A 25,367-nucleotide genomic window follows, 5' to 3' on the forward strand; every position below is an offset into this window, starting at 1 on the left:
GCATCGAGATGCTCTGGATCCGTGAGAAGAGCCGTAAGGACGGGTGGGGATCGAAGATCCTCCTGGCCGCGGAGGAGGAAGCACGCCGGCGGGGAGCCGTCCTCCAACGGTCGACCGTTGGAGGACGGCTCCCCGCCGCCGCCCGCGTCACTACTTCGGCATCAGCACCGTGTCGATGATGTTGACGTTGGCGTTGGCGGTCTTGACGTTGCCGCAGACCACACTGGCGGAGTCGTTGACCTTGTAGGACTCGCCGGAGCCCGCGGTCGTCAGCTTCGACTTCTCCAGCGTCGTGTACGAGCCGTTCTCCAGGTCCTTGGGCGCGAGCTTCTGCCCCACGACGTGGTAGGTGAGGATCTTGGTGAGCGTGGCCTTGTCGTTCAGGACCTTGTCCAGGTCGGCCTTCGGGATCTTCGCGAAGGCGTCGTTGGTCGGCGCGAACACGGTGATGTTCTGGGCGTTGTTCAGGGTGTCGACCAGGCCTGCCTTCTTCACCGCGGTGACGAGGGTGGACAGGGCTGGGTTGTTGGACGCGGCGGTCGCGACCGGGTCCTTGGCCATGCCGTCGAAGGAGCCGGCGCCGTCCTTCGGCACGGAGGCACAGGCCGGGCCGAACGGCTCGTCCGCGTTGTTCGTGTCGCCCGAACCGCTGTCGTCGGCCTTGCCGGACGCCGTGTCGGACGCGGCAGACGACTTCGTGTCCGAGGCCGCCTTGTCCTTGCCGTCGTCGCTCGAGCAGGCGGTGAGCGCCAGCGGCAGCATCGCCGCCGCGGCGAGAACGAGGGCTCCACGACGGGTTCGGCGGGTGACGGTGTTCATTTCTGCTCCTTGAACGATGTGGTGAGGGTGCTGAGTTCAGGTCGTGCGGTCGAGGGCGGGCGGCGGTCAGTCCACGGTGACCACCACCGAATGCCAGCCGCTGGCCCCGTCGGGGATGGTGCGGGTCCGCTTCTCCGTCTGGGTCTGGCCCATGCGGTCGGTGGCCCGGACGGTCAGGGTGTGACCGCCGGATGTGGCTTTCCAGGGGAAGGACCACTGACGCCAGGTGTCCGTGGTGTCCTCGGCGGCCAGATCCGCCCGCCGCCAGGGCCCGTCGTCGACGCGGACCTCGACCTTGTCGATCCCGCGGTGCTGGGCCCAGGCCACGCCGGCGACCATGACCATGCCGGCCTTGGGGCGTGCGAAAGGCTTGGGGGTGTCGATCCGAGACTGTGTCTTGATGGGCGCCCTGCGCGCCCAGTGCCGCTTCACCCAGTACGCGTCGTAGTCGTCGAAGGTGGTGAGTTCGATGTCCTGGATCCATTTGCAGGCGGACACGAACCCGTACAGGCCGGGAACCACCATGCGCACCGGGAAACCGTGGGCGAAGGGCAGTGGCGCGCCGTTCATCCCGAGGGCGAGCATCGCGTCGCGGCCGTCCATGACGTCCTCGACCGGGCTGCCGATGGTCATTGCGTCGACGGAACGCGCGACCAGCTGGTCGGCGGGCCCGCCCTTCGACGGCGGCCTGACGCCGCACCGCCTCAGGAGGTCGGCCAGGCGCACGCCGATCCACCGCGCATTGCCGACATACGGGCCGCCGACCTCGTTCGAGACGCAGGCGAGCGTGATGTTCCGTTCGATCAGCGGCATGCGCAGCAGCTCCGCGAACGACACGTTCGCCTCGCGGGTGACGCCCTTGCCGTGGATCCGCAGCCGCCATGAGTTCGCGTCGACCTTGGGCACCACCAGCGCGGTGTCGACCCGGTAGAAGTCCTGACCGGGCGTCATGAACGGGCTGACGTCCCTGATCCGCAGCACGGCCCCCTTGGGTATGGGTGCCGCGGCCGAGGCCGGGGCGGGCAGCGTGATCCCGCGGCGCGAGGCGACGGCGTTCTGCCCTTGCGAACCGTTCAGGGAGCGGCCCACCAGGCCGATCCCCGTCGACGCGGCCGCGGCCGCCGTCGCCGCGACGACGAATCCCCGCCGGCCCCAGCCCGCCTCGTCCTCGCTCCGAGCGACCTCTGACTCCACGGGAGCCGTCACGCCTCGGCCCACGGGAGCCGCACTCCTAAGTGGCTGCAGGCGCCCGGAGAGCCGGTACAGAAGCCCCGCTCCCACCACTGCTCCGGCCACCGACGGCAGGGCGTCGACGACGCTCGTGGAGTCGGGCCGACCGGTCGCGGCGAAGGCCCCGACCACGCCGAACAGGAGGACACCCGCCGAGCCGGTCCGCCGGCGCCGCGTCGCCACGACGCCCAGAGCGAGTGCGAGAAGGGTGAGGACACCGAGGATGCCCAGTTGCAGGACGATCTTGTCGTTCGTGCCGAAGTGGCGGATCGCCCAGTCCTTCACCCCGGCGGGCGTGCGGTCGATCGCCGCCCCGCCCACCGCGACGACGGGACTCGACTCAGGACGTACCGCGGCAGACACGAGCTCGGCCGTCGCCAGCGCGGCGTAGCCCGCCAGGAGGCCGCTCGACGCGCCGAGCCCGACAAGTCGCCACACGCGGGGGTGACTTGATGTCTTCGCTTCTTTGCTCACACCGGCCATCCGGAGCAGTGACCGGGTGCGGATTGGTCTCCCACTCGATCGGGGGAGAATTTCCTTCCGACCAATCCGAAGGGCGCGCGGGTCCGAATGAACGGTCCGTCCCGCTCTCCATTCCGGCGGGTCTGCACACAACACGTTCCGGCGAGGCATTTCCCTGCCTCGCCGGTGCCATGGACGCTCAGGCGGGAAAGTTCATCAGGGCCACCGGCGCGGAGGTGGGTTTGGGGGATCCGCCCGCCGGTTCGACGGTGATGCCCATGCCGGACGCCTGGTCGACGGGTCCGTCCAGGAGAACGGCCTGCGCCCGCGAGGCGGGGTCGAGCAGGCCGGCCGGACGCATCGTGTCGCCGTCGGCGAACCACAGTTGGTAGACCTTGCCGGACGGCGGCGTGGCCAGTCCGGACGACACGAACGCTGCCTTGTCGCGGCTCTTGGAGACGACCACCGTGGCGCTCGCACCGTCACCAAGACGCGCGGTGCCCGCCTTGGCGTCGGGCGCCCCCAGGACAGCCGCGAGCTCCGCCGACCGCCGTTGCTCCGCGCCCGCCTCGGCCCGCGCGTCCCGTGCCTCCTCGTGCTGCCACACCGCGACGCCGCCAAGACCGGCGGCGGCCGCCAGGCACGCGGCGAGTGCCCAGCGCGACGCACGGAGGCCCCACGCCGGGTTCCCGCCGGCCCGCGAGGGCTGCTTCGGGAGCGGCGACTCCTGGCGGACATTGGGGATCCGTCCCATCACCCGGGCCTTGAGCTCGGGCGGCGGGGTCTCACTGACGGCGAGCCCCAACCTGCCTGCTGTGGCCGCCAGTTCAGCGACTTCCTGGGTGCAGGCCTCGCAGACCCCGAGGTGGCTCTCGAACGCGGCCCGCTCGGCCTCGGAGAGCGCGTGGAGCACGTAGGCGCCGGTCAGCGTGTGGACATCGGCGTTCGTCATGCGTTCACCCCCAGGCAGTCGCGCAGGCGGATCAGACCGTCCCGCAGGCGCGTCTTGACCGTACCGAGAGGCAGCGCGAGCAGCTCGGCCACTTCCCTGTACGTGAGTCCGCGGTAGTAGGCCAGCGTCACCGACTGGCGCTGGAGCTCCGTGAGGCCGCGCAGACAGCGGCGTACCTGTTCGCGTTCGAGGCGGTGCTCCACCTGCTCGGTCACCTCGTCGAACTCGGGGGTGCGGTCGAGGAAGGCGGCCTGCCGCTCCCTGGCGGCGGAGGCCTCGACCGATCGGACCCGGTCGATGGCACGCCGGTGGGCGAGGGTGAGTACCCAGTTCATGGCCGTACCGCGGTCGGGGCGGTAGCGGGCGGCGCTGCGCCACACCTCGATGAGGACCTCCTGGGCCACCTCCTCGGACTGCGCGTGGTCACGCAGCACGCTGCGCACCACTCCGAAGACCGGCCCGGCCACCCGGTCGTACACGGCGGCGAATGCCTCCTGGCTGCCCTTGGCGGTCCGGCCCATGAGCGCCTGCAGATCGGGCTCCGGCGCGGGTGACGCCCCGAGGGGTGCGATTCGGTTCACGTGGCGATCTTCCGGGAGGGAACGGCGGGACACCGGTAATGCGTAGCCAGGGCGCCAACGGATTGGTGCTGATGCGGACGAGTTTTCCACGCGGTACGCGCTCCGCGTCCAGGTCCTGTGTCACCGGCGCCTCGGCGAACATCTCGGCCAATCCGTCCCCGCCTCGGCTCCGGATCACTACTGAGTCCTCCGCGCGGACAGTCGGCGGAGGCGCGGAGCAGGAGGAGCGGATCGTGACGCGTGCGGCGCAGGGCATACGGACGGCGGTCGTGGGGAGCGGCGTGGCGGGTCTCACCGCCGCACACATCCTTGCGCGCCGCCACGACGTGGTGATGTACGAGGGCGACGACAGGACCGGCGGTCACGCGCACACCCACGACGTGCCCTCGGCCGACGGCCGCGTGCACCGGGTCGACTCGGGGTTCATCGTCCACAACCGCCGCACCTACCCGAACCTGCTGCGGCTCTTCTCCGAACTCGGCGTCACCACGCAGGCGTCCGAGATGAGCATGTCCGTACGGTGCGAAGGGTGCGGCCTTGAGTACGCCGGGGCCCGGGGCCCTTCGGGCCTGTTCGCCCAGGCTCGCAACGTGGCTCGCGGGCGTTACCTGCGCATGCTGGCCGAGGTGCCCGTCTTCCACCGGGCCGCTCGCCGACTGCTGGCCGAGAGCGACGACGACGCTCTCACCCTCGGTGAGTTCCTGACCCGGGGCCGCTTCTCCGCGTACTTCGTCGCCCACTTCATGACGCCGCTCGTCGCCGCCGTATGGTCGTGCGACGCCGCCACGGCCCGGCGCGCTCCGGCGCGTTACCTGTTCCGGTTCCTGGCGCACCACGGTCTGCTGTCGGTCACCGGCTCGCCGGTGTGGCGCACGGTGACCGGCGGCTCACGCAGCTATGTCGACCGGGTCGTGAAGCAGCTGGGCGCCGTCCACACCGCCACGCCCGTACGGTCCGTGCGCCGGCACCCCGACGGCGTCGAGCTCACGACCGAGGACGGGATGACGACGGCGTACGACTCCGTCGTCATCGCCACCCACCCCGACCAGGCCCTGCGCCTCCTCGCCGACCCCACGCCTGAGGAGAGCCAGGTCCTCGGAGCCTTCCGCTACTCGCGCAACAGCACCGTCCTCCACACCGACACCGGCGTCCTGCCCAGGGGTGCGAGGGCGCGCGCCGCATGGAACTACCTCATGCCGACCTGCGGCGTCGCGGCCGACCGGGTCCGCGTCAGCTACGACATGAACCGTCTGCAGCGCCTCACCGCATCCGAGACCTTCGTCGTCACCCTCGGTGGCGAGGACCGCGTCGACCCCGGGCGGGTGCTGGCCCGCATGACGTACGAACATCCGGTCCTCACCCCGGAGTCGGTGGCCGCCCAGCAGCGGCTCCCCGACATAGGCGGGCCACGTACCGCCTATGCGGGGGCCTATCACGGCTGGGGTTTCCACGAGGACGGCTGCCGCTCGGGCGCGGCGGCGGCCGCGGCGCTGGGGGTGGTCTGGTGATCCACGCCCCCCGCTCCTCGTCCGCCCCAGCACGCGGTCTACCGCCCGGCCACGCGCCCGCGCTGTACCCGTGCCTGGTCACACACGTGCGCACCGCGCCCAGGCGTCACGTGCTGCGGCACCGCACCTACCTGTGGCTGATCGACGTGGACCGGCCTCTCCGTCTCCCCGCCCCACTGCGTCCCCTGGCCCGGTTCGAGGCGCGGGACCACTTCGGCGGAGCGGGGCCCACGATCCGGGCCGGCCTGGAGAAGTTCCTGGCCGCGCACGGTGTCCCGCGCCCGACCGGGCCGGTCGTCATGCTCGCGCAGGCCCGCGTCCTGGGCCACGTCTTCAACCCGCTCAGCCTCTTCTGGTGCCACGACCGGGACGGCGAACTGCGCTGCGTGGTGGCCGAGGTCCACAACACGTACGGCGAACGGCACTGCTACCTGCTCAGCCCGGACGAGGCGTTCCGCAAAGGGTTCCACGAGGAATTCCGCGTGGACAAAGAGTTCTACGTCTCGCCGTTCTTCCCCGTCGACGGGCAGTACCGGATGCGTCTGCCCCTGCCCGGGGAACGGCTCGATCTCGCCGTGCATCTGGAGCGGGCCGGTGGCAGGCCGTTCACGGCGACCGTCCGGGGCCTGCGGCTGGAAGCCACCTCGGGAGCGCTGGTCCGCGCCGCGCTGCGGCACCCGTGGCCCACGCTCGCCGTCTCGGCCGCGATCCGCGCGCACGGCATCCGCCTTTATCTGAAGGGGCTGCCGATGCGGCCCCGCCCCCGGCACGGAGTACAGAAAGGCATGGAATGAACTTCCCTGTGACCCACCGCGGCCACGCCGAGCGGCGGTCCGACACCACGGCCGTGGACGCGGCCCGCTGGCCGGACGTCGCGTCGCCTCCCCGGTCCTCGCGCGCGAGAACCGCCGTCTCCCAGGCCGTCGTGCGCGGCGCGCTCGACCGCCTGCCGATGCGTGTGCGACTCGCGGATGGCACTCAACTCGGCCGTGGTGGGCCCCTGCTGAGGATCCACGACCCGGAGGCCTTCCACCGCCGCATCGGCGTGAACGGCCTCGTCGGCTTCGGGGAGTCCTACATGGCCGGGGAGTGGGACGCACCCGACCTCGTGGCCGCCCTGAGCGTGCTCGCCGGCCACGCCGCCGATCTGATCCCCCGCCCCCTCCAGCGATTGCGCGGACTCTGGGCATCGCGGCGGCCGGCCTCCCAGCGCAACACCCCGGTCGGTGCCCGCGACAACATCAGCCGCCACTACGACCTGTCGAACGACCTGTTCGCCCTGTTCCTCGACGAATCGCTCAGCTATTCGTCCGCCGTCTTCCGCGGTTTCCCCTCGACCTGGCGGCACCTCGAAGCGGCACAGCACGCCAAGATCGACCGGCTGCTCGACCTCGCCGAAGTCACCTCCGGCACCAGCCTGTTGGAGATCGGAACCGGCTGGGGCGAGCTGGCGATCAGAGCCGCCAGGCGCGGCGCCCACGTCACCACGCTCACTCTCTCCGCCGAGCAGCGTGACCTGGCGCGTGAGCGCATCCGCGCTGCGGGGGCGGCCGACCGGATCTCCGTGGAGCTGTGCGACTACCGGGAGGCCCGGGGAACGTACGACGCCGTGGTGAGTGTGGAGATGGTCGAGGCGGTGGGCGAGGAGTTCTGGCCCGTCTACTTCCGTACGCTCGACGAACGGCTCGCGCCGGGCGGCCGCGCCGCCCTCCAGGCCATCACCATGCCGCACGACCGGATGCTCGCGAGCAGTGGCACATTCACCTGGATCCAGAAGTACATCTTCCCCGGCGGTCAGCTGCCCTCCGTGGAAGCGATCGAGGAGACGGTCCGCGACCGCACCGGCCTGCGCACCGCCCGCCGCGACGGCTTCGGCGCCCACTACGCCGAGACGCTGCGGCTGTGGCGCGAACGGTTCACCGAGCGCGCCGACGAGGTCGAGGAGCTCGGCTTCGACGACACGTTCCGCCGCATGTGGACCTTCTACCTCGCGTACTCCGAGGCGGGGTTCCGCGCGGGCTATCTGGACGTCCAGCAGTACCTGTTCACGAAGGACGGCCCGCGCGGGGGTTCGGCGACCGTTCCCCGGCCGGGCGGGGCCGGGCAGTGAACGGGTTCGACTGGTCCGCCTTCGCCCGGAACCTCGCACCGGGCGCGAGCGCGGCGCTCCTCGTCATGGCGGTCACCTTCGCCGTCGCCCTGCGCACGGGTCTGCACCGGATCGTGGACGTGGCATGGGGCATCGGCTTCACGGCCGTCGCTCTCGTGTCCTACGTGTTGTCGGCCGGCGACGGCGACCCGGGACGGCGCCTGCTGGTCACCGTGCTCACCGCGGTGTGGGGCCTGCGGCTCGCACTGCACATCGCACGGCGAGGGCGCGGCCATGGCGAGGACCCGCGCTACGAGGCACTGCTCGCCAGAGCCCGCGGCAACCGCGACCTGTACGCCCTGCGCATCGTCTACCTGCTGCAAGGCGCCCTGGTCTGGCTGGTGTCACTGCCGGTCCAGGCAGCGCAGTACGGCACGCGACCCATGTCCGCCTTCGCGGTGGCCGGAGCCGCGCTCTGGGCGGTGGGACTCTTCTTCGAGGCGGTCGGCGACCACCAGCTCGCCCGCTTCAAGTCCGACCCGGCCCACCGGGGACGCGTCATGGACCGCGGTCTGTGGAGCCTCACACGGCACCCCAACTACTTCGGTGACTTCTGCGTGTGGTGGGGCGTCTTCCTCGTCACCTGCGACGCGGGGGCGGGCGCGGCCGCCGTCACCGTGGTCTCCCCGCTCACGATGAGCTACCTGCTGCTCAGGGGCAGCGGAAAACCGCTCCTGGAACGGCACATGGCCGAGCGCCCCGGATACGCCGCGTACGCCGCCCGCACGAGCGGATTCTTCCCTCGCCCGCCGAAACGGGGCCCCTGACACGGACCCCGCATCGAGAGGGCTCAGTCCAGCCCGCGCGCCCACCTGAACCGCTCGAGTCCTTCGGCGAGTTCGACGATCGGGTCCGGGTAGGCGTACTTCGCGCGCTCGGGCCCGGGCTGCTTCCACGGCTCGTGGACCGCGGACCCGGCGAGACCCGTGAGTTCCGGAACCCAGCGGCGCACGTACGCGCCGTCCGGGTCGTAACGCTTCGCCTGCGTCACGGGGTTGAGGACGCGGTTGGGGCGCGAGTCGGTGCCGGTCCCCGCCATCCACTGCCAGTTGAGCTGGTTGTTCGCGATGTCGCCGTCGACCAGGAGGTCCAGGAAGTGACGGGCGCCGACCCGCCAGTCGACGTACAGCGTCTTCGTGAGGAAGCTCGCGGTCAGGAGGCGACCGCGGTTGTGCATCCAGCCCTCGTGGCTCAGTTGCCGCATGGCCGCGTCGATCACCGGATAGCCCGTGCGCCCCTCGCGCCACGCCTCGATGTCCCGGGCCGCCGCTCGTTCGGAGCGCCAGCGGTCGTGGCGGGTGCGGTAGTCGTGCGCCGCGGCGGCCGGGCGCGCGGCGAGGACCTGGTGGTGGAAGTCGCGCCAGGCGAGCTGACGTACGAACGCGTCGGCGCCCGGACCACCGGCTCCACGCGCCCGATGGACGAGTTCGACCGGAGAAAGCGTGCCGAAGTGCAGGTGGGGCGACAGGCGTGACGTCGCGTCGCCGGGCAGGTCGTCGTGCCCGTCCTCGTAGCCTGCGACACCACACCGCAGCCACGCGGTCAGCTGTTTGCGGCCCGCCCTCTCCCCGCCCGCCGCGAGACCCGGCGAGGTCCCGGAGACCCGCGCGCGTGACGGCGTCCCCTCCGTGGCCACGCCGTCCGGGACCCGGATCGCGCGCGGCGCCGCGAGGCCATCGCGCAGACGCTGCTCCGACCAGTGCCGGAAGTACGGAGTGAACACGGCGAAGTGGTCCGACGACTCCGGGGTGACGGCGCCCGGCGCCACCGCGGTCACGACCGAGTCATGGACGACGAGCCTCCGCCCCTGCCCCTCCAGGACGTTCCTCAGCCGCTCCTCACGCCGCTGCGCGTACGCGCTGACGCCGCCCGCCATGTGCACCGCGTCCGCGCCGGTCTCGGCCGCGACGCCGGCCACGGCATCGGCCACGTCCCCCGACCGCACCACGAGGCGCCCGCCGCACGCGCGCAGCGCCGCGTCGAGATCACCCAGGCAGTCCGCGAGGAACGCTTCCCGGTTGGGCGCCGCATAACCGGCGGACGCGATCCCCGTGTCCCGTACGAACAGCGGCACCACCTCATGCGACGCGCGGAGCGCCGCCCGTAGCGGCGGGTGGTCGTGGACACGGAGGTCGGACGTGAACAACACGATCGAGACGCTCACGAGGCCGCTCCAGGACGGACCGGGCCGGGATCACCGGCGGCTGTGCACTTCGCTGCCGCCTGGGCGGTGTTACGAACCATGGCCCCGGACTCTACGACGTGGAACGGCGGAACTCCTCGACGCGGACAGCGTCGCCGCGGCGGCCCCCTGCGATCAGCAATCGTCACCGTGTGCAATCAGCGCAGGTGAGGACTTGCTCGATGCCCACGTCACGCTCCGAGGGTGCACAGTGGATGGCGTGGGCCTACGGCGGCGCTTGGGAGGTCTGTGGCAGCGGTGGCAGCCGAGTCACGCGCTGGTGATGTTTCCGCTCGCGCTCATCGTGGTGATCACGGTCGTCGACTTCCTGGTTCCGGCCGACGTGCATCTGGGGCCGCTGCTGGTCGTGGCCCCCGCACTCACCGCCTCCTTCGCCGGACCCCGCCTCACGGCTTTCATCGGGGCCCTGGCGGTCGGAGCCCAGGCATTCATCGGCATCCACTTCGGCGTCCTGACCACACGCAATGTGATGGTGCAGATCTTCTCCCTCGCCCTGCTCAGCGCCCTGATCGTGTTCTTCTGCCGCGTGCGCGAGCACCGGAGACGGGAACTGGCCAAAGTGCGGTCCGTGGCCGAGGTCGCACAGAAGGCCCTGCTGCGGCCCCTCCCCCACCACATCGGTCCGTTGCGGATCGCCTCGATGTATCTGGCGGCGGAGGACGAGGCCGAGATCGGCGGCGACCTCTACACGGCGACTGGCACCGACGACGGCGTACGGATGATCATCGGTGACGTACGGGGACACGGGCTGTCCGCCGTCAGCGAGTCGGCGCTGCTGCTCGGTGCGTTCCGCGTGGTCGCCGACCAGCACGCCACGCTGCCCGCGCTCGCCGTGGCCCTGGACCGGAGCGTGTCCCGCTACCTCGCCGATTTCGTCGAGGCGGAGGACGAGATCGACGAGCACTTCATCACCGCCCTGCTGCTGGAAATCCCCGGTCAGGGGCACACGACCCGTATGACCTGCTGCGGACATCCCCCACCGTTACTGCTGCACGAGCACCAGGTCCACACCCTCACCAGTCCCCACCCGGCCCCGCCCCTCGGCGTGGCCGGGCTGCCGGCCGAAGGGTTTCCCGTCGACGAGTTCGCCTTCGATGCCGGTGACACCCTGATCCTCTACACGGACGGGGTCACCGAAGCCCGCGATGAGGGCGGGGTCTTCTATCCGTTCGCGCAGCGAGTCGAGCAGTGGACCACGAGCAGCCCGGAAGCACTCCTGGATCACATCCGCCGGGACCTCCTCGCCCACTGCCGAGGACACCTCAGCGACGACGCCGCCATCATCGCCGTCCAGCGCAATCCGGTCCCTCGGCCGGGCGCCGCCGGCCGGTAGGCCCTAGCGTCGGCCGGTCCCTGGCGGTTCGGTGGGGAGCTGCGCAGAGAGGGCTTCCAGCGCCGGCAGGGCGTCGTGCAAGGAGTGCTGGTGGTCGGCGGTGAGTTGGTGGATCCGCTCGGCCAGACGGGTGGCTGCCTGGCGGCGCGTGGAGTCAAGAAGCGCCTGGCCCGTGTCGTTGAGCGCGATCAGGGTGGCGCGCTGGTCCTTCGGGTCCGCCTGGCGTTCGATCCATCCGAAGCCGTCGAGCAGGTCCACCATGCGGGAGACGGTGGACAGGGCGATGCCCATGCGTGTGGCAAGGTCGCTGATGCGAAGCGGCCCGTGCGCGGAGAGCGCCGCCAGCGCGGCGAGCCGACTGGGGGTGAGCTGGCTCTGCATGCCTTGGGCGCGCAGTTCGGGGAGGAGCTGCTGGATCGCGGCACGGAGCCGTTCGGCGAGCTCCGCCGACTGCTCGGAGTCGAAGGCGTCGGAGTCGAAGGAGGAGGTCATCACGGTCCCTCGGATCGGGGCGTCGGCGGGGATGCCGGGGGCGAGGGCGTCTGTGCGGGCGAGGCGGGTGGGGCGGGCGCCAGAAGCGGGACCGGCTGGAGCAGAGGCCTGTCGTCATGGATGTAGCGGCCGCCGCGCAGCATTGAAGCAATGGCGGCGACGACGCACGCGGCGATCGCGAAGTCGAAGGCCACGGACAGACCGTCGGCGAACGGCTGGGAGATCAGCTCCGGGAAGAAGCCGCGCCCGGTGAGGTAGTGGGCGTGGCCCGGGGGCAGTTGAGCGAGGACGTGCGGGCCGAGCAGGGTCTGGATCGGGTTGTAACCGAGGAGCGAGGCGAACAGCACGGCGACGGGCGGGAGGGCGGCGACCTTGGCGGCGTCGGCGGCGGGCACCCCCTGCGCGGTCAGGCCGTGGTTGAGGGCGGCGGGGAGCGCGGCGGACAGGCCCGCGATCATCAGGGAGAAGAAGATGCCGATGGAGAGCACAGTGGCCGAGTTCTGGAACGTGGTGCTGATCCCGGCACCCACCCCACGCTGGTCGGGCGGCAGGCTGTTCATGATGGCCGCCCGGTTGGGTGCCGCGAAGAGGCCCATGCCGAGCCCGTTCAACAGCAGGACGAGAGCGAACGAAGGGTAGTTGAAGTCGACCGGCAGCGCTTGAAGGGCCAGGAAGGTGGCTGCGGCCAGCAGCATGCCCCCGGTGGCGAAGGCCCTGGCCCCGAAGCGGTCCGAAGCCCAGCCGGAGAAGGGCCCCGCGACCAGGAACCCGACGGTCAGCGGAAGCATGTAGATGCCGGCCCACAGCGGGGTCTGCTCGAAGCCGTAGCCGTGGCGGGGCAGCCAGATGCCCTGGAGCCAGATGATCAGGATGAACATCAGGCCGCCGCGCCCGAGCGCCGCGAGCAGACTGGCCACGTTCCCGGCGGTGAACGCACGGATCCTGAACAGCGACAGGTGGAACATCGGCTCGGGGACCCTGGTCTCCACCACGCAGAAGACGGCCAGCATCGCCATGCCGCCGGCGATCGCGGCGATCACCCATGGGTCGGCCCAGCCCATGATGTCGCCGCCGTAGGGCTGGATGCCGTAGGTGATGCCGGCAAGTACGGCGATCAGGCCCACGGCGAAGGTGAGGTTGCCCCACCAGTCCAGTCGGGCACCCGCGCGTACGCCCGTGTCGTGCAGCTTCAGATAGGCCCACACGGTGCCGAACAGGCCGAACGGTACGGACACCAGGAACACCAGATGCCAGTTGAGGGGCCCGAGCAGTCCTCCGAGGACGAGGCCGACGAAGGATCCGGTGATGCCGGCCACCTGGTTCAGCCCCAGTGCGAGGCCGCGCTGACGGGCGGGGAAGGCGTCGGTGAGGATGGCGTTGGAGTTCGCCATCAGCATCGCCCCGCCGACGCCTTGCAGGACCCGCATGCCGATCAGCCACAGGCCGCCCGCCGTGCCGTGCATCCAGGTCACCGACAACAGCACCGAGAACACGGTGAACACCGCGAACCCCATGTTGTACATCCGGACCCTGCCGTACATGTCACCGAGGCGGCCGAAGCTGACCACCAGCACGGCGGTGACCACCATGTAGCTCATGATCAGCCACAGCAGCAGACTCGTGTTGCCGGGCTGCAGCGGGTCCACACCGATCCCCCGGAAGATGTCCGGCAACGCGATGAGCATGATCGATATATTGATCGTCGCGATCAGCACGCCCAGCGTGGTGTTGGAGAGCGCGATCCACTTGTCACGCGGTCCTGGCTCACGGAGACCACCCCGACGTGCGGCGGCCGACTCAGCGGTTGTCCTTGCCACAGGGCATCACTCCCGCCGGAGTCAGTTGCTTGACATCAACCAATCTACTCTCGGCACCCGCATGCGGCCATGGCACCTGACCTGCACAAACAGGCGGCCCGACGGGTTCACGCCACGCACACCGCCTAGAACACCCGCTCGGCGGACGGATCCGTACGGAGATGGGCTGCGCCCGAGCGCACCGCCCATACGAAGACCGCGAGGGCCAGGACGCCGACCACGACGGTGTCGTACGGGGCCGGCAGACGTCCGGAGCCACCGAACGTGCCGAGCCACGACAGCAGGGTCAGCGCCGCCAGGTGGAAGACGATCCAGGCCCCCTGACGCAGTTCCTCGCGTACGGGCCGTCCCGCCGTCCGGCCCTGTTGCAGCAGGTACAGCGGGACACCCGCCAGGACCAGGGGCAGGGCGAGCCGCAGGTGTTCCCAGCCGGACCAGTAGATGAACTCGGTGGCCACGGCGAAGCTGACCGGCGCGATCCAGCGCACGCCCGGCAGCTGACCGTCCGCGAGGGGCACTCCGCGCTCGCGGTCGTGTGCCCGGAAGGACGCGACGGCGACTGCCGAGGCGGCGTAGATCAGGAGGTACATGTCCCCCATCACGCTCACGATGTCCTGCCAGCCGCCGAACGGCAGCATGAAAAGGATGATGACGACGAGGTTGAGGACCAGGGCACGGCGCGCGATACCGGAGCGGGGGTCGATGCGCATGAAGAACCGGGGCACCAGACCGTTCTTCGCGAGGGCGTACGTGTGGCGGGCGTCGATGGCGACGCCCACGTACGCCGAACCGCCCGGGGAGACCACCGCGTCGGCGTAGAGCAGCGTGGCCAGCCAGTGCAGGTTGAGCACGAGGGCGAGCTGGCCGAACGGCGAATCGAAGTTCACGCCCTGCCAGCCGTGCGTGAGGAGCGAGTCGGGCACGGTGAACAGGAACGCGAGTTGGAGCCCGAGGTAGACCAGCACCGCGAGGCCGATGCCGGTGAGCACGGCCGCGGGTACGTTGCGGCGGGGGTTGCGGGCTTCGCCGGAGAAGTCCAGGGGGGCCTGGAAACCGTTCACGGAATACACGATGCCGCCGCCGGCGAGCGCGGTCAGGCAGGCGGCGTAGCCGTAGGGGGCGAAGCCGCCGTGCTCGGTGAGGCGGCCCGAGTGGGTGCCGGACAGGAAGAGCGCGACGATGGTGACCACGGGGACGACGACCTTGAACACCGACACCAGGTTGTTCAGGCGGGCGAACATCCGTACCGCGAACCAGTTCAGCGCGGTGAGCAGCACGCTGAGCGCGGCGGCGACGCCCAGGCCCGACGCGGTGAGCTTGCCACCTTCGTAGAGCCCGGGCACGTAGTGGGCGGCGTACTGCATGATCGCGCTGATCTCGGCGGCGGTGCCGCCCACGGAGAGCAGGACGGACCAGCCGACGAGCGTGCCGACCAGCCGGCCGCTCGCGTACAGCGGCCACCGGACGGTGCCGCCGCCCTCCGGCCTGGTGGCGCCGAGTTCGACCATGACCAGGGCCACCAGTGCGCAGAGCGCGCCGGCCGCGATCCAGGACAGCAGTGCGGCGGGGCCGGCGGTCTGGGCGGCGTACAGGGCGGCGAACAACCAGCCCGAGCCGAGGATGTTGGAGAAGCCGATCGCGGTCAGGCCCCAGAAACCGAGGTCCTTGCGGAGCCGGTTCTCCTCTGCGCGGGCGTCCGCGTCACCCACGGTCCCCGCCAGCCGATCCTGCGCCACGTGGCAAACCTCCCAGACGATCACAGACCCAGGGGGCTCAGCGTGCCATGCGGCGCGTCACCTTCGAAGAAGCGCTGCCGTGGTCAGCCACCGCTCTTGCGTCGGAACGACTTCTGGCTCGAGGCCGGACCGTGCGCACCGCGGATCTTCGAACCGGTCTTCGCGGCGCCGCCGGCGGCGTCCGCCTGCATGCCGCGCTTACGGTCCAGCGCCTCGCGGAACTTGCGCTTCAGGTCGTACTGGCCGTCGGCGTCGGGCGCCAGGCCTTCGTTCGCGGCCTCGGTCGGCTCCGAACCTTCCTGCGATGCAGACTCTGCAGCCATGGTGACCTCCTGGGTTCGGGCAATGGGAAGGACAGCTTGTCATGCCCGTCAGCACTCGTGCGCCTGCGCCCGGTGGCGCGGCTGGTCATCCGTGGACGGTCATGTCGGTGCGACGACTGCTTCGAGGGCCGTGATGTAGGCGGTCCAGTCGAGGTCGGAGCGGCTGGGCGAAGCGGCCTGCTCGGCTGTCGTCGTGGCCGTCGTGTCGCCGAACCAGGACGCGGTCCGCAGCAGAGCTGCCGCTCCGGCCGGGTCGGCGCGGATCCCCGACGGGGTCAGGTCCGGATTGCGCATCGCGTCGAGCGCGGCGGTCAGCAGGTGTGCGTCCACACCCCAGGCGATGCCGGCCATGGCGCTGCGGGCAAGTGCGGCGTAACGGGCCCGTGCGGCGTCGGCCAGTTCCGAGGTGAGCAGGGCGTCCAGGCACTGCCACTCGACCGCCATGTGTCCGGCGAGCCGACCGGACAGGCGCTCGTCCTCGTCGGCGGTCGCTTCGAACCGCCTTCTCACCACCGCCAGTTCGACCGGTTCGACGCCGTCTCGCCGCGAACAGGACGCCGGTGGTCGCCACCGTCGTACGGTCGCTGGGGTCCGGGCAGCCGGCCGCGGCAGAGGTCGCGTCGCCCGGCTCCGCCGGCGCCGGGCCGGTCCCGGGCTCCAGCCAGCCGTCGGCCGGCACCTTCAGGGTGTCGGCGTCCGTCCGCAGGCTGACGGCGTGTTCGAGCTTCAGCAAGAAGCGGTACCGCTCGTGCTCCCTGTGGGCCCGCGCGACCGCCGTCATGGCCTGCAGCCGCGCGTGCTCAGGCAGTCCATCGGTCACGGCTGCGCCTCCATGCCGGGGGGTTGGCTGGCGCAGGCTCTGGATGATCTCGCGTCAACTCCCCCTGAAAAACTTACTGTTCGACATTTCGACCGCTACCGACCGGGCATCGGCGTGACGGATTCCGGTCGTCTCCCGTTCCCCGGACGTCAAGCATCCGTCCCCGCATGCGTCGTGTGCCGTCCCTAAGGTCCTCGGAGGTTTCCAAGGAAGGCACTCATGGACGAACGCCTGGCAATACGGGCTCGCGGGATCACCAAGTGTTTCGGCGACGTCGTCGCGCTCGACGGCATCGATCTGGATGTGGTGCAGGGGCAGATCCACGGTTTGGTCGGACCGAACGGCGCCGGGAAGACGACGCTGCTCGGCCTGCTGCTCGGCCTGGCCGTCGCCGACGACGGCCAACTGGACATCCTGGGTGCGCCCATCGGGCGGGCGCTCGCCGCTCCCGAGGGTGTCGCCGGCTTCGTGGACGGTCCCGGTCTCTACCCCTCGCTCACCGCCAGGCAGAACCTGGCCGCGTTGGCCTCCCTGCGCGGCCTCGACGCACGGGCGTCGGGGATCGACGACGTGCTCGGACAGGTCGGGCTCACCGATGTCGCCGACGACCGCGCCCGCGGCTTCTCCCTCGGCATGCGTCAGCGGCTCGGGCTCGCCGCGGCCCTGCTCACCAAGCCCCGGCTGCTGGTACTCGACGAACCGTCCAACGGCCTCGACCCGGCAGGAAAGAAGCACGTACACGGCGTCCTTGCCAGGCTCGCGGCGGAGGGAACCGGCGTCGTGCTGTCGAGCCATCGCATGGACGACGTCGAGGCGCTGTGCTCGGAGGTCACCATCCTCGCCACCGGACGGATCGCCTTCTCCGGCCCGCTGAACAAGCTGGCCGCCGAGAACAGTGAGCTCGACTACCGGCTGCTGACCTCCGACCCGCAAGCCGCGCGCCGTCTCGCGGCCGACACCTCCGGGATCCGCGTCGTCGACGACGCTGTGGGACGGCACGACACCGAGGCGCTCGTCGTGCGCGCGCTGGTGCCCGCCCTCGACGAACTGGTGGTGCGGCTCGTGCACGCGGACATCGCGCTGCGCGAGCTCTCGCCCGTGGTGTCGCCGCTCGAAGCGGCGTTCCTCGCCCTCACCGAGCAGCAGGAGAACAGCAGATGACCGCAACCGTCGCCGCCGGCCCCGCTGCCGCTACCGCTGCCGCCCCGCGTGTCTCGGTCGCGCGCGGCTACCGCTTCGAGCTGGTCAAGCTGGTCTCGCAATGGCGGATCCGCCTGCTGGTCCTCGCCTGCTGGATCGCGCCGGCACTCTTCGTCGCCGCGGTGAGCCAGCAGAGTTCGCTCCCCGTCGACACACTCTTCGGCCGCTGGATGCACGCCACGGGATGGGCCGGATCACTGGTGGTACTCGGATTCTCGGGCACTTGGGCGCTCCCGCTGCTGACTTCGGTGGTCGCCGGTGACGTGTTCGCCTCCGAGGACCGGCTCGGCACTTGGCGCCATCTGCTCGTCGCGGTCCGCTCGCCCCGGCGGATCTTCGCGGCGAAGGCACTGGCCAGCCTCACGGTCATCCTGCTGCTCGTGGCCGGGCTCGCCTGTTCCGGCGCGGCGGGCGGGGTCGTGACGGTCGGCAACCAGCCGCTGGTCGGGCTCGACGGCCACCTGTTGTCGCCGGGAGACGCGGCCGTTCAGGTCCTGCTCGCCTGGGTCTGCGTCCTCGCCCCGACGCTGGCCTTCGCCGCGATCGGACTGCTCGGGTCCGTCGCGCTCGGGCGCTCCCCGATGGGGCTCCTGCTGCCCATGCTCGTCGCGCTCACGATGCAGCTCGCCCAGATGCTGCCGCTCCCCGTCGCGATGCGCCTCGCTCTGCCCAGCTACGCCTTCATCGCCTGGAACGGTCTGTTCACCGGCCCGGCACAGCTCGGTCCGCTCTTCATCGGCATCGTTGTCAGCCTGTTGTGGGCGGTGACGGCGACGACGCTGGCCTACTTCCTCTTCCTGAGGCGGGACTTCACCGACCTGGCACACGACGGCTCGGGGCGCCGCGCCATCACCGTCGGAGCCCTGCCGCTCGCCGGGCTCCTCGTTCTGACGGCCGTCGCCGTCGCCCCGGCGACCTCGGCCACGGGCTCCGGGATCGAGCAGGACAAGGTGCAGCGCTCGGTCGCCACGGCATTCGCTCATCTCTACCGCCTGCAGACCGAGCAGCTCAACCGACCCGACGTCACCGAAGCGCAGCTCAAGGCGAGCGCGGCGTGCACCAAGGGCAGCGTCAGGGTCGCGGCCGATGGGCCGGGCAACGACTGGCGCTGCGTCGTCTCCTGGCACCTCCCCGACGTCGAGGCCACCGGCTCGGCCATCTATCAGCTCGACGTCACCGCTGACGGGCGGTTCATGGCCGACGGCGATGGACCGAAGGAAGTGAACGGCTACTTCCTGGTGCGCACCCCGACCGGGGACGGACCGAACCCGCTCTGGCAGTTCGACGGCAACGTCGAGCTGCTCTCTACCTCGAAGGGATAAGTCCATGCAGGTCACACGCCGTCGCAGGCGTACCGCGGAGGGCCGTTCCGGCCTTCTCGGCAGACGCATCGGCCGCCGGATGCCCCTGGCCACGGCCGGCATCACCGCTCTTGCCCTCGCCGCCGCGGGCACCGCTTTCGCCCAGACGCACCAGTTCGGCACCGACCAGGTCGGCCAGACGACGCGTCAGGGCCAGGTCATCTCCAGTGACCAGTACATCGCCCCGTACGGCGACCGTCTCGTCGTCAACAACGGCAAGATCATGTCGTCCTCGCTCAGCCCGGACGGCACCCACCTCGCGGCCTCGGTCACCGACGGCGGTATGGCGCTGTCCATCGTGGACCTCAAGAGCTGGAAGGTGCAGCAGCTCGTCGGCAACTCCGCCTCGGCGGACCTGCGGATCAGCGGCAACGACGTGGGCCAGGAAGGCCCCACGTACTCGCCCGACGGGTCGCAGCTGTGGCTGGGCCAGATCGACGGCTACACCAGGTTCACCGTGAACCCGGACGGCAGCGTCGCCAATCCGACGTCCGTCAAGATCCCGGCGGACGGGCCCAAGCACGCGCTGGTGGGCGAGCCGGTGTTCTCGCCCGACGGCTCCACCGTTTACTCGGCGGTCAACGGCCAGAACCGCGTCGTCGCCATCGACGCGGCGACCGGCGCCGTCCGGCAGAGCTGGTCCGTGGGCAACGCCCCGCGTGACATGGCCGAGGTCGGCAGCAAGCTCTACGTCAGCAACGAGGGCGGGCGTCCGGCGAAGCCCGGCGACACCACGATCAACTCCTACAACACCCAGGTGCCCGCCGACCCGGTGACCGCCTCCACCACCACCGGCACGGTCAGCGTCATCGACCTGGCGAACCCGGATGCCGCCGTATCGAGCATCAACGTCGGTCTCCACCCGACCGCGCTGTACGCCAAGAAGAACGCGCTGTTCGTCACCAACACCGCCACCAACGACGTGTCGGTCATCGACACGACCAAGAACAAGGTCGTGCAGACCGTCGCCACGCAGCCGTGGCCGGAGTCGTCGGTCGGTTACGAGCCCGACGCGGTGACGCTCACCGACGACGGTCATCTGCTGGTGACGCTCGGCCGAGCCAACGCGGTCGCCGTCTACCGGTACACGACCCCGCAGGAGCCGGTCAGTTACGTCGGTCTGCTCCCGACGGACTACTTCCCGGCGGAGATCGCCACCGTCGGCAAGCAGGTGGTCGTCTCCAACACCCGTGGAATCGACGCCCGTCGTCCCACCACCGGCGCCGGGCACGCCACCCACGACACGACATCGAGCGTGCAGCGGTTCACCCTGCCCAACGACCGCGTCATCAAGTCCGAGACGGCCAAGGTCTTCCAGCAGAACGGCTGGACCCGCGGCTCGGTCACACTGGCCCACGGCAAGGACAAGAAGAAGCCGAAGCCGGTGCCGGTCCCGGAGCGGCTCGGCGACCCCTCGACGATCAAGCACGTGTTCCTGATCGTCAAGGAGAACCGGACCTACGACCAGGTCCTCGGCGACGTCCCGGAGGGCAACGGCGACCCGTCGCTGGCGCAGTTCGGCGAGAACGTGACGCCGAACCAGCACGCCCTGGCGAAGCAGTTCGGCCTGTACGACAACACGTACGACATCGGTACGAACTCCGCCGAGGGCCATAACTGGCTGATGCAGGCCGACGATCCGGAGTACACCGAGTCCTCGGCCGGTGAGTACGCGCGCAGTTACGACACCGAGGACGACGCGCTCGGCCACCAGCGCACCGGTTTCATCTGGACCGGCGCCCAGGCGGCCGGGAAGTCCGTACGGGACTTCGGCGAGTTCCAGCAGTTCCTGACGAAGCCGGCGGACGCGAGCTGGCAGAACCTGTACTGCGACTCCAAGAACATGGGGGCGACCGGCCAGGACACCGCCTACCCTCTGGTGTCGTCCTCCCCTATCCCGTCGCTCAACTCGGTTTCGGTGCACGGGTTCCCGAAGTTCGACACGAGCGTCCCGGACATCTACCGGTCCGAGATCTGGAAGCGTGACTTCGAGAAGAACGGTCCGGCCAACCTGAACATGTTCTGGCTGTCCAGCGACCACACCGGCGGTCCGGCGAACGCCGCCGCCCAGGTCGCGGACAACGACCTCGCGGTCGGCAGGATGGTCGACGAGATCTCGCACAGCAAGTACTGGAAGGACTCGGCGATCTTCGTTGTCGAGGACGACTCCCAGGCCGGTCTCGACCACGTCGACGGCCACCGCGCCCCGATCCAGATCATCAGCCCCTGGGCCAGGCACGGTGTGGTCGACAGCCACTACTACTCGCAGATCACGATGATCCGCACCATCGAGCAGATCCTCGGGGTCCACCCGATGAACCAGAAGGACAGCGCGGCCAGCCCGATGCGTGGGGCGTTCAGCCGGAAGGCGGACGTCACGCCGTTCAAGGCACTGCCCAACCGGACCTCCCTCACCGGGGGTCTGAAGACCCCGCCCTCCTGCGGTCTGGACACCCCGGCCCCGCAGAACCCCGATGCCGCGGCGGCGCCTTCGGCGAAGGTACCGGCGGACAAGCAGAAGCTCGCGGCGCAGTGGGACGCCTGGAAGTCGCAGCAGCGGCTGACCGGGCGCGACGCCAAGCCCGACTTCGCGAACCCCGCGCAGATGAACCACTTCACGTGGTACCAGACGCACGAGTGGTCGAAGCCGTACCCCGGCGAGAGCAAGATCTTCGCCCCCGAGGACGTGCCGGGCGCCTACATTCCGTCACCGGAATCCGACGGGTGACGTAGTCGGAGCGCGGATCCCAGGTCGCAGATCCTGGAAGGGGGCCCCTGCCCGGCATCGAGGCCGGGCAGGGGCCCCCTTCTGCTGATTCGGATCCCGTTTCAGCCCGAGCGCCGCTGACGGAGCATCAATCCCGCGTAGACCAGGGCCCCCAGGGACATCCCGACGGCTGCGGACAGGTCGGCGCCGCCGAGGGCGGCTGCGACCGGGCCGGTGTAGATGCTCGTGTTGGCACACAGGAGCGCCGCCCCGACGCCGATGGCCATCGCGGCGGCACCGGCGGGATTCACGCCGTGCCAGTACCAGAAGCGGCTGTTGCGGGTCTGGTCCTGCAACGCGACTCCGTCGTAGCGGTTGCGGCGCAGGAAGATGTCCACGGCGTAGATCGCGAACCCCGGGCCGAGGAACGCGACGGAGAGTTCCAGACCGCTGTTCATGGTGTCGAGGAAGTCGGACACGAACAGGGAGTAGAAGGTCAGGCCGAGCGCGATGGAGGCGTCGAAGACGACGGTGAACGCGCGGCTCCAGGGGATCCCGCCGGATTGGAGGGCCAGGCCGCCGCTGTATGCGGTGAGTACGTTGTTCGTGATCGAGCCGAAGATGACGACCAGCAGGAAGACCGGATAGAACCAGCCGGGCACGACCGTCTTCAGTGACGTCTGCGCGTCGGTCATGTCCACCGCCGTCCCGGCCAGGACGCCGAGTCCGCTGAGCAGGACGGCGGGCACGAAACCGCCGACGGCCGTCCACCAGCACACCGCCTTGCGTGAGGTGCCGGCGGGCAGATAGCGGGCGTAGTCCGCGCTGCTGCTCCATGACAGGGGGCCACCCACCATGATCGTGAATCCCGAGGCGAGGAGCGCCCACAGCCCGTGGCCGTGGACCGCGGTGGCGGCAGGTGTCCGGTAGCCCCAGTCCGTGTGGCGCAGCACGTAGTACGCCAGGACCAGGACGCAGGCGGTCAGCGCCCAGGTGAACCAGATGCTGCACCGCACGATGGTGGCGTGCCCGTACACGCTGATGGAGAACGTCACGACCGCGGTGACCAGCACGATCGCCACCTTGACCGGGGTGTTCGCGTGGATACCCAACTGCTCGGCCAGTGCGAACCCGGCGAGGGCTCCCAGGGCGAGGCCGATCGCCTCGTAGGCGACCGCGACGGTCCACCCGAGCGTCACGTTGAGGAATCTGTTGCCGCGGACGCCGAACATCGCCCGCGTCACCACCCAGCTCGGCGTTCCGGAGCTGGGGCCGCTGATCGCGAGGTAACCCACGCCCGCCCAGAGCAGGTTGCCGGCCACGATCACCGCGAAGGACTGCCAGATGTCGAGGCCGAGCAGCACCATCGCGCCGCCCAGCACGATGTACAGGTAGTTCATGTTGGAGGCCGCCCACACCGTGAACAGGGAACGTGGCCGACCGTGGCGATCGGGGTCCGGGATGTGGTCGACGCCGTGGGTCTCCACATGACCGGCGCGGTCGGTGACCGGCTCGCCCCGCTCTGGCCCCTCACTGGTGCCGCCGGTTGCCCTCAACGCCATCCTGACCTCCGGAAACCCACTATTGGGATGCGCACCAGTTGCTTGTTGGGGTGGGCATCAATAGCATCCCAGGTCATGAGGTCAACCTCACGGACCGGACGACGCCGCTTGCCCGCGGGCGAGCGGCGCGCGGAGATATTGCGGGCCGCGAGCGTGATCGCCGTGAGCGAGGGCCTGGACAAGCTGACGGCGAAGCGGGTCGCCCAAGCCGTGGGCGTCGTACCGGGCCTGGTGGACTATCACTTCAAGTCCGCCGACGAACTCATCGCCGCGGCCTTCAGCCACGCAGCGACCGCCGACAACGACGCGGTCTTCGAGCACGCGGCGCGAACGGACCATCCGGTGGACCAGGTGCGCCAGTTGATGCAGGCGTGGCTGCACCAGGACCGCGACCTCGTCAGCCTGTTGTGGTTGGACGCCTGGCAGGCGAGCCGGCGCCGTCCCGCACTGCTCACCGCGGTCACACGGCAGATGAACGCCGCCCAGGACCGGCTGCAGGCACACATCGAGGCCGGGGTCTCACAAGGCTGCTTCCGCCTCGACAACGCCGGTTACGCCGCGATGCACATCCTCGTCCTCATCGACGGCCTCAGTCCCCAGGCCGCCATGCGCACGAAGATCGACTACGCCGAGGTCCGCGAGCTGATCACCGCGACCGCGGAACGCATCCTCGGGCTCGACGAAGGCACCCTCGCCGCGACGCAGGACCACGACAGGACCGACACGTAGCCAGGCGATCGGACGACGCCACGCCCGGACCCGCGGTCACGCCGACGGACCCCAGATCAAGGACACATGATGGCAACCCATCCGGCACTCCCCGTAGTCCAGGACTGGTTCAGGGTCACCGCGATCGACAGCACGCTCACGTTGATCGACGAACCCCACGTCCACGAACTGCTCGACTCCAACACGTGGTTGGTCCGGGGCCGCGACCGCGATCTCCTCGTCGACTGCGGTCTGGGAGTGGGCGACCTTCCGGCGCTCGTCGCACAGCTCACCGCTCGCGAACCGACCGTCGTCCTCACGCACGCCCACCTGGATCACATGGGTGCGGCCCACGCGTTCGCCCATTGCTGGGCGCACCCGCTGGAAGCCGTGGAGTCACCGGAACTCGGATCGCTGCTCGGTTCTGTATGGGCCGCTCAAGACGGCCTCCAGGACTTCGACGTGCCCCCGCTGCTGATCTCCGCGGTCCCGCACGAAGGCTACGACCCGTCGAGCTACGAACTGCGCCCCGCACACGTCACCCGTCACCTCCGCGACGGTGACCGCATCGATCTCGGCGACCGTGCGCTGACCGTGCTGCATCTGCCGGGCCACAGTCCGGGCAGCATCGCTCTCTTCGACGAAGCGGACGGGACTCTGTTCAGCGGCGACGTCGTGTACGACGACGTACTCCTCGACGAGCTGCCGGGATCCGACCGTGAGAAGTACGTCCACACCATGAAACGTCTGCGCGAGCTCCCGGTCCGGATCGTCCGCCCGGGCCATGGCCCCAGCTTCGACCGGCAGCGGCTCTGCCGGATCATCGACGACTACATCGCCTCGGCGCAGGCGCCCGCAGGTGGCTCGCAGGAGCCGGGGTTCCACCGGGAGACCTAGGACGTGAGCCGGATGGGCGAGTGATCGCTTGCTCGTTAGGCTCGGCGTACGACCTGTCAGTCGGAAAGAAGTCCTCACCGATCAGGAGTTGACACGATGCCGGCCAACGCCGCCGCTCATGTGCGCATCGCCCGTCCGACGCGTGACCTCGAAGCGGCGGAACGCTTCTGGATCTCGGGACTCGGCCTCGACGTCCTCTACCGGCATGCGTCGGACGGCACGCCTGACGACCACTCACTTCTCATGGCCGGCTGGCCGGATGCGGCCTGGCACCTGGAACTCGTCAACGATCCCGCCGCGCCCGTGGAGCCGCGGCCGACCGCCGAGGACCTACTGGTGATCTACCTCGGCGAACCGGTACCGGACTCCCTCGTGGAACGCCTCGAACAGCACGGCGGCAAGCGGGTTCCGGCGCACAACCCCTACTGGGACACGTGGGGTGTGACGATCCAGGACCCGGACGGTTACCTGCTGGTGCTGTCAACCCGCAACTGGTCCAACTCCTAG

The 25,367-nt window shown here is 70.1% G+C and carries 22 protein-coding genes; 11 read left to right on the top strand and 11 right to left on the bottom strand.

What is annotated here, in order from left to right; all coding sequences use genetic code 11:
- Nucleotides 1-150 precede the first annotated feature (150 nt).
- From OG758_RS03790 to OG758_RS03805, 4 genes are all read right to left on the bottom strand, one after another.
- Nucleotides 151-819, bottom strand: a complete 669-nt coding sequence (locus OG758_RS03790; RefSeq protein WP_326708602.1) for a fasciclin domain-containing protein — start codon at nucleotides 817-819, stop codon at nucleotides 151-153.
- A 66-nt stretch (nucleotides 820-885) separates the two neighbouring features.
- Nucleotides 886-2,532, bottom strand: a complete 1,647-nt coding sequence (locus tag OG758_RS03795; RefSeq protein ID WP_326708603.1) for a molybdopterin-dependent oxidoreductase — start codon at nucleotides 2,530-2,532, stop codon at nucleotides 886-888.
- 178 nt (nucleotides 2,533-2,710) lie between these two features.
- Nucleotides 2,711-3,463: an anti-sigma factor gene (locus tag OG758_RS03800; protein ID WP_326708604.1), complete on the bottom strand. Its 753-nt coding sequence runs from the start codon at nucleotides 3,461-3,463 to the stop codon at nucleotides 2,711-2,713.
- The gene (locus tag OG758_RS03805) at nucleotides 3,460-4,044 is read right to left on the bottom strand and encodes a sigma-70 family RNA polymerase sigma factor (protein ID WP_326708605.1); all 585 of its coding nucleotides are present in this window, start codon (nucleotides 4,042-4,044) and stop codon (nucleotides 3,460-3,462) included. Before OG758_RS03805 ends, OG758_RS03800 begins: the two co-directional genes overlap by 4 nt.
- 233 nt (nucleotides 4,045-4,277) lie before the next feature.
- On the opposite strand from OG758_RS03805, the gene OG758_RS03810 reads away from it, so the two are divergent.
- The 4 genes from OG758_RS03810 to OG758_RS03825 are packed head-to-tail and all read left to right on the top strand — an operon-like array spanning nucleotide 4,278 to nucleotide 8,468.
- A complete protein-coding gene (locus OG758_RS03810; protein ID WP_326708606.1) occupies nucleotides 4,278-5,552 on the top strand; it encodes an NAD(P)/FAD-dependent oxidoreductase in 1,275 nt (424 codons plus the stop codon).
- Complete coding sequence (locus OG758_RS03815) at nucleotides 5,552-6,346, top strand: DUF1365 domain-containing protein (RefSeq protein WP_326715790.1); 795 nt, start codon at nucleotides 5,552-5,554, stop codon at nucleotides 6,344-6,346. The genes OG758_RS03810 and OG758_RS03815 overlap by 1 nt, the downstream gene beginning before the upstream one ends.
- Nucleotides 6,343-7,662, top strand: a complete 1,320-nt coding sequence (locus OG758_RS03820; protein WP_326708607.1) for a cyclopropane-fatty-acyl-phospholipid synthase family protein — start codon at nucleotides 6,343-6,345, stop codon at nucleotides 7,660-7,662. The genes OG758_RS03815 and OG758_RS03820 overlap by 4 nt, the downstream gene beginning before the upstream one ends.
- On the top strand, nucleotides 7,659-8,468 hold the full coding sequence (locus tag OG758_RS03825) for a DUF1295 domain-containing protein (RefSeq protein ID WP_326708608.1): 810 nt from the start codon (nucleotides 7,659-7,661) through the stop codon (nucleotides 8,466-8,468). The genes OG758_RS03820 and OG758_RS03825 overlap by 4 nt, the downstream gene beginning before the upstream one ends.
- A 23-nt stretch (nucleotides 8,469-8,491) precedes the next feature.
- Here OG758_RS03825 and OG758_RS03830 read toward each other — a convergent pair whose 3' ends face one another.
- Nucleotides 8,492-9,865 carry a cryptochrome/photolyase family protein gene (locus tag OG758_RS03830; protein WP_326708609.1) on the bottom strand — a complete coding sequence of 458 codons (1,374 nt, stop codon included), beginning with the start codon at nucleotides 9,863-9,865 and terminating at the stop codon, nucleotides 8,492-8,494.
- 301 nt (nucleotides 9,866-10,166) lie between these two features.
- Between OG758_RS03830 and OG758_RS03835 the strand changes: the two genes are divergently transcribed.
- A complete protein-coding gene (locus tag OG758_RS03835) occupies nucleotides 10,167-11,237 on the top strand; it encodes a PP2C family protein-serine/threonine phosphatase (protein ID WP_326708610.1) in 1,071 nt (356 codons plus the stop codon).
- A gap of 3 nt (nucleotides 11,238-11,240) precedes the next feature.
- On the opposite strand, the gene OG758_RS03840 is transcribed toward OG758_RS03835, so the two are convergent.
- The 5 genes from OG758_RS03840 to OG758_RS03860 form a co-directional block, all read right to left on the bottom strand.
- Complete coding sequence (locus tag OG758_RS03840) at nucleotides 11,241-11,729, bottom strand: MarR family winged helix-turn-helix transcriptional regulator (protein ID WP_326708611.1); 489 nt, start codon at nucleotides 11,727-11,729, stop codon at nucleotides 11,241-11,243.
- Complete coding sequence (locus tag OG758_RS03845) at nucleotides 11,729-13,546, bottom strand: MFS transporter (RefSeq protein WP_326708612.1); 1,818 nt, start codon at nucleotides 13,544-13,546, stop codon at nucleotides 11,729-11,731. Before OG758_RS03845 ends, OG758_RS03840 begins: the two co-directional genes overlap by 1 nt.
- 125 nt (nucleotides 13,547-13,671) lie before the next feature.
- A complete protein-coding gene (locus tag OG758_RS03850; protein ID WP_326708613.1) occupies nucleotides 13,672-15,282 on the bottom strand; it encodes an APC family permease in 1,611 nt (536 codons plus the stop codon).
- 83 nt (nucleotides 15,283-15,365) lie between these two features.
- Complete coding sequence (locus OG758_RS03855; RefSeq protein WP_266570264.1) at nucleotides 15,366-15,605, bottom strand: DUF5302 domain-containing protein; 240 nt, start codon at nucleotides 15,603-15,605, stop codon at nucleotides 15,366-15,368.
- Nucleotides 15,606-15,704: 99 nt separating this feature from the next.
- On the bottom strand, nucleotides 15,705-16,115 hold the full coding sequence (locus OG758_RS03860; protein WP_326708614.1) for a hypothetical protein: 411 nt from the start codon (nucleotides 16,113-16,115) through the stop codon (nucleotides 15,705-15,707).
- A 529-nt stretch (nucleotides 16,116-16,644) separates the two neighbouring features.
- Here OG758_RS03860 and OG758_RS03865 point away from each other — a divergent pair.
- From OG758_RS03865 to OG758_RS03875, 3 genes are read left to right on the top strand one after another with little or no spacing between them, the layout of a single operon-like run.
- Nucleotides 16,645-17,586, top strand: a complete 942-nt coding sequence (locus OG758_RS03865) for an ABC transporter ATP-binding protein (RefSeq protein WP_326708615.1) — start codon at nucleotides 16,645-16,647, stop codon at nucleotides 17,584-17,586.
- On the top strand, nucleotides 17,583-18,947 hold the full coding sequence (locus OG758_RS03870; RefSeq protein WP_326708616.1) for an ABC transporter permease: 1,365 nt from the start codon (nucleotides 17,583-17,585) through the stop codon (nucleotides 18,945-18,947). Before OG758_RS03865 ends, OG758_RS03870 begins: the two co-directional genes overlap by 4 nt.
- A 4-nt stretch (nucleotides 18,948-18,951) precedes the next feature.
- Entirely contained in the window at nucleotides 18,952-21,714 is a 2,763-nt protein-coding gene (locus tag OG758_RS03875) for a bifunctional YncE family protein/alkaline phosphatase family protein (protein WP_326708617.1), read from the top strand.
- Nucleotides 21,715-21,815: 101 nt separating this feature from the next.
- Here the strand turns inward: OG758_RS03875 and OG758_RS03880 are convergent, their stop codons facing one another.
- The gene (locus OG758_RS03880; protein WP_326708618.1) at nucleotides 21,816-23,255 is read right to left on the bottom strand and encodes a purine-cytosine permease family protein; all 1,440 of its coding nucleotides are present in this window, start codon (nucleotides 23,253-23,255) and stop codon (nucleotides 21,816-21,818) included.
- A gap of 75 nt (nucleotides 23,256-23,330) precedes the next feature.
- On the opposite strand from OG758_RS03880, the gene OG758_RS03885 reads away from it, so the two are divergent.
- From OG758_RS03885 to OG758_RS03895, 3 genes are all read left to right on the top strand, one after another.
- Nucleotides 23,331-23,984 (top strand): TetR/AcrR family transcriptional regulator, encoded by a 654-nt coding sequence (locus OG758_RS03885; protein WP_326708619.1) that lies wholly within the window; start codon nucleotides 23,331-23,333, stop codon nucleotides 23,982-23,984.
- 69 nt (nucleotides 23,985-24,053) lie between these two features.
- On the top strand, nucleotides 24,054-24,860 hold the full coding sequence (locus tag OG758_RS03890; protein ID WP_326708620.1) for an MBL fold metallo-hydrolase: 807 nt from the start codon (nucleotides 24,054-24,056) through the stop codon (nucleotides 24,858-24,860).
- Between the two features lie 96 nt (nucleotides 24,861-24,956).
- Complete coding sequence (locus OG758_RS03895) at nucleotides 24,957-25,367, top strand: VOC family protein (protein ID WP_326708621.1); 411 nt, start codon at nucleotides 24,957-24,959, stop codon at nucleotides 25,365-25,367.

Source organism: Streptomyces sp. NBC_01474 (genome assembly GCF_035918215.1).
In the GTDB taxonomy this organism is placed as follows: Bacteria; Actinomycetota; Actinomycetes; order Streptomycetales; family Streptomycetaceae; genus Streptomyces; species Streptomyces aureus.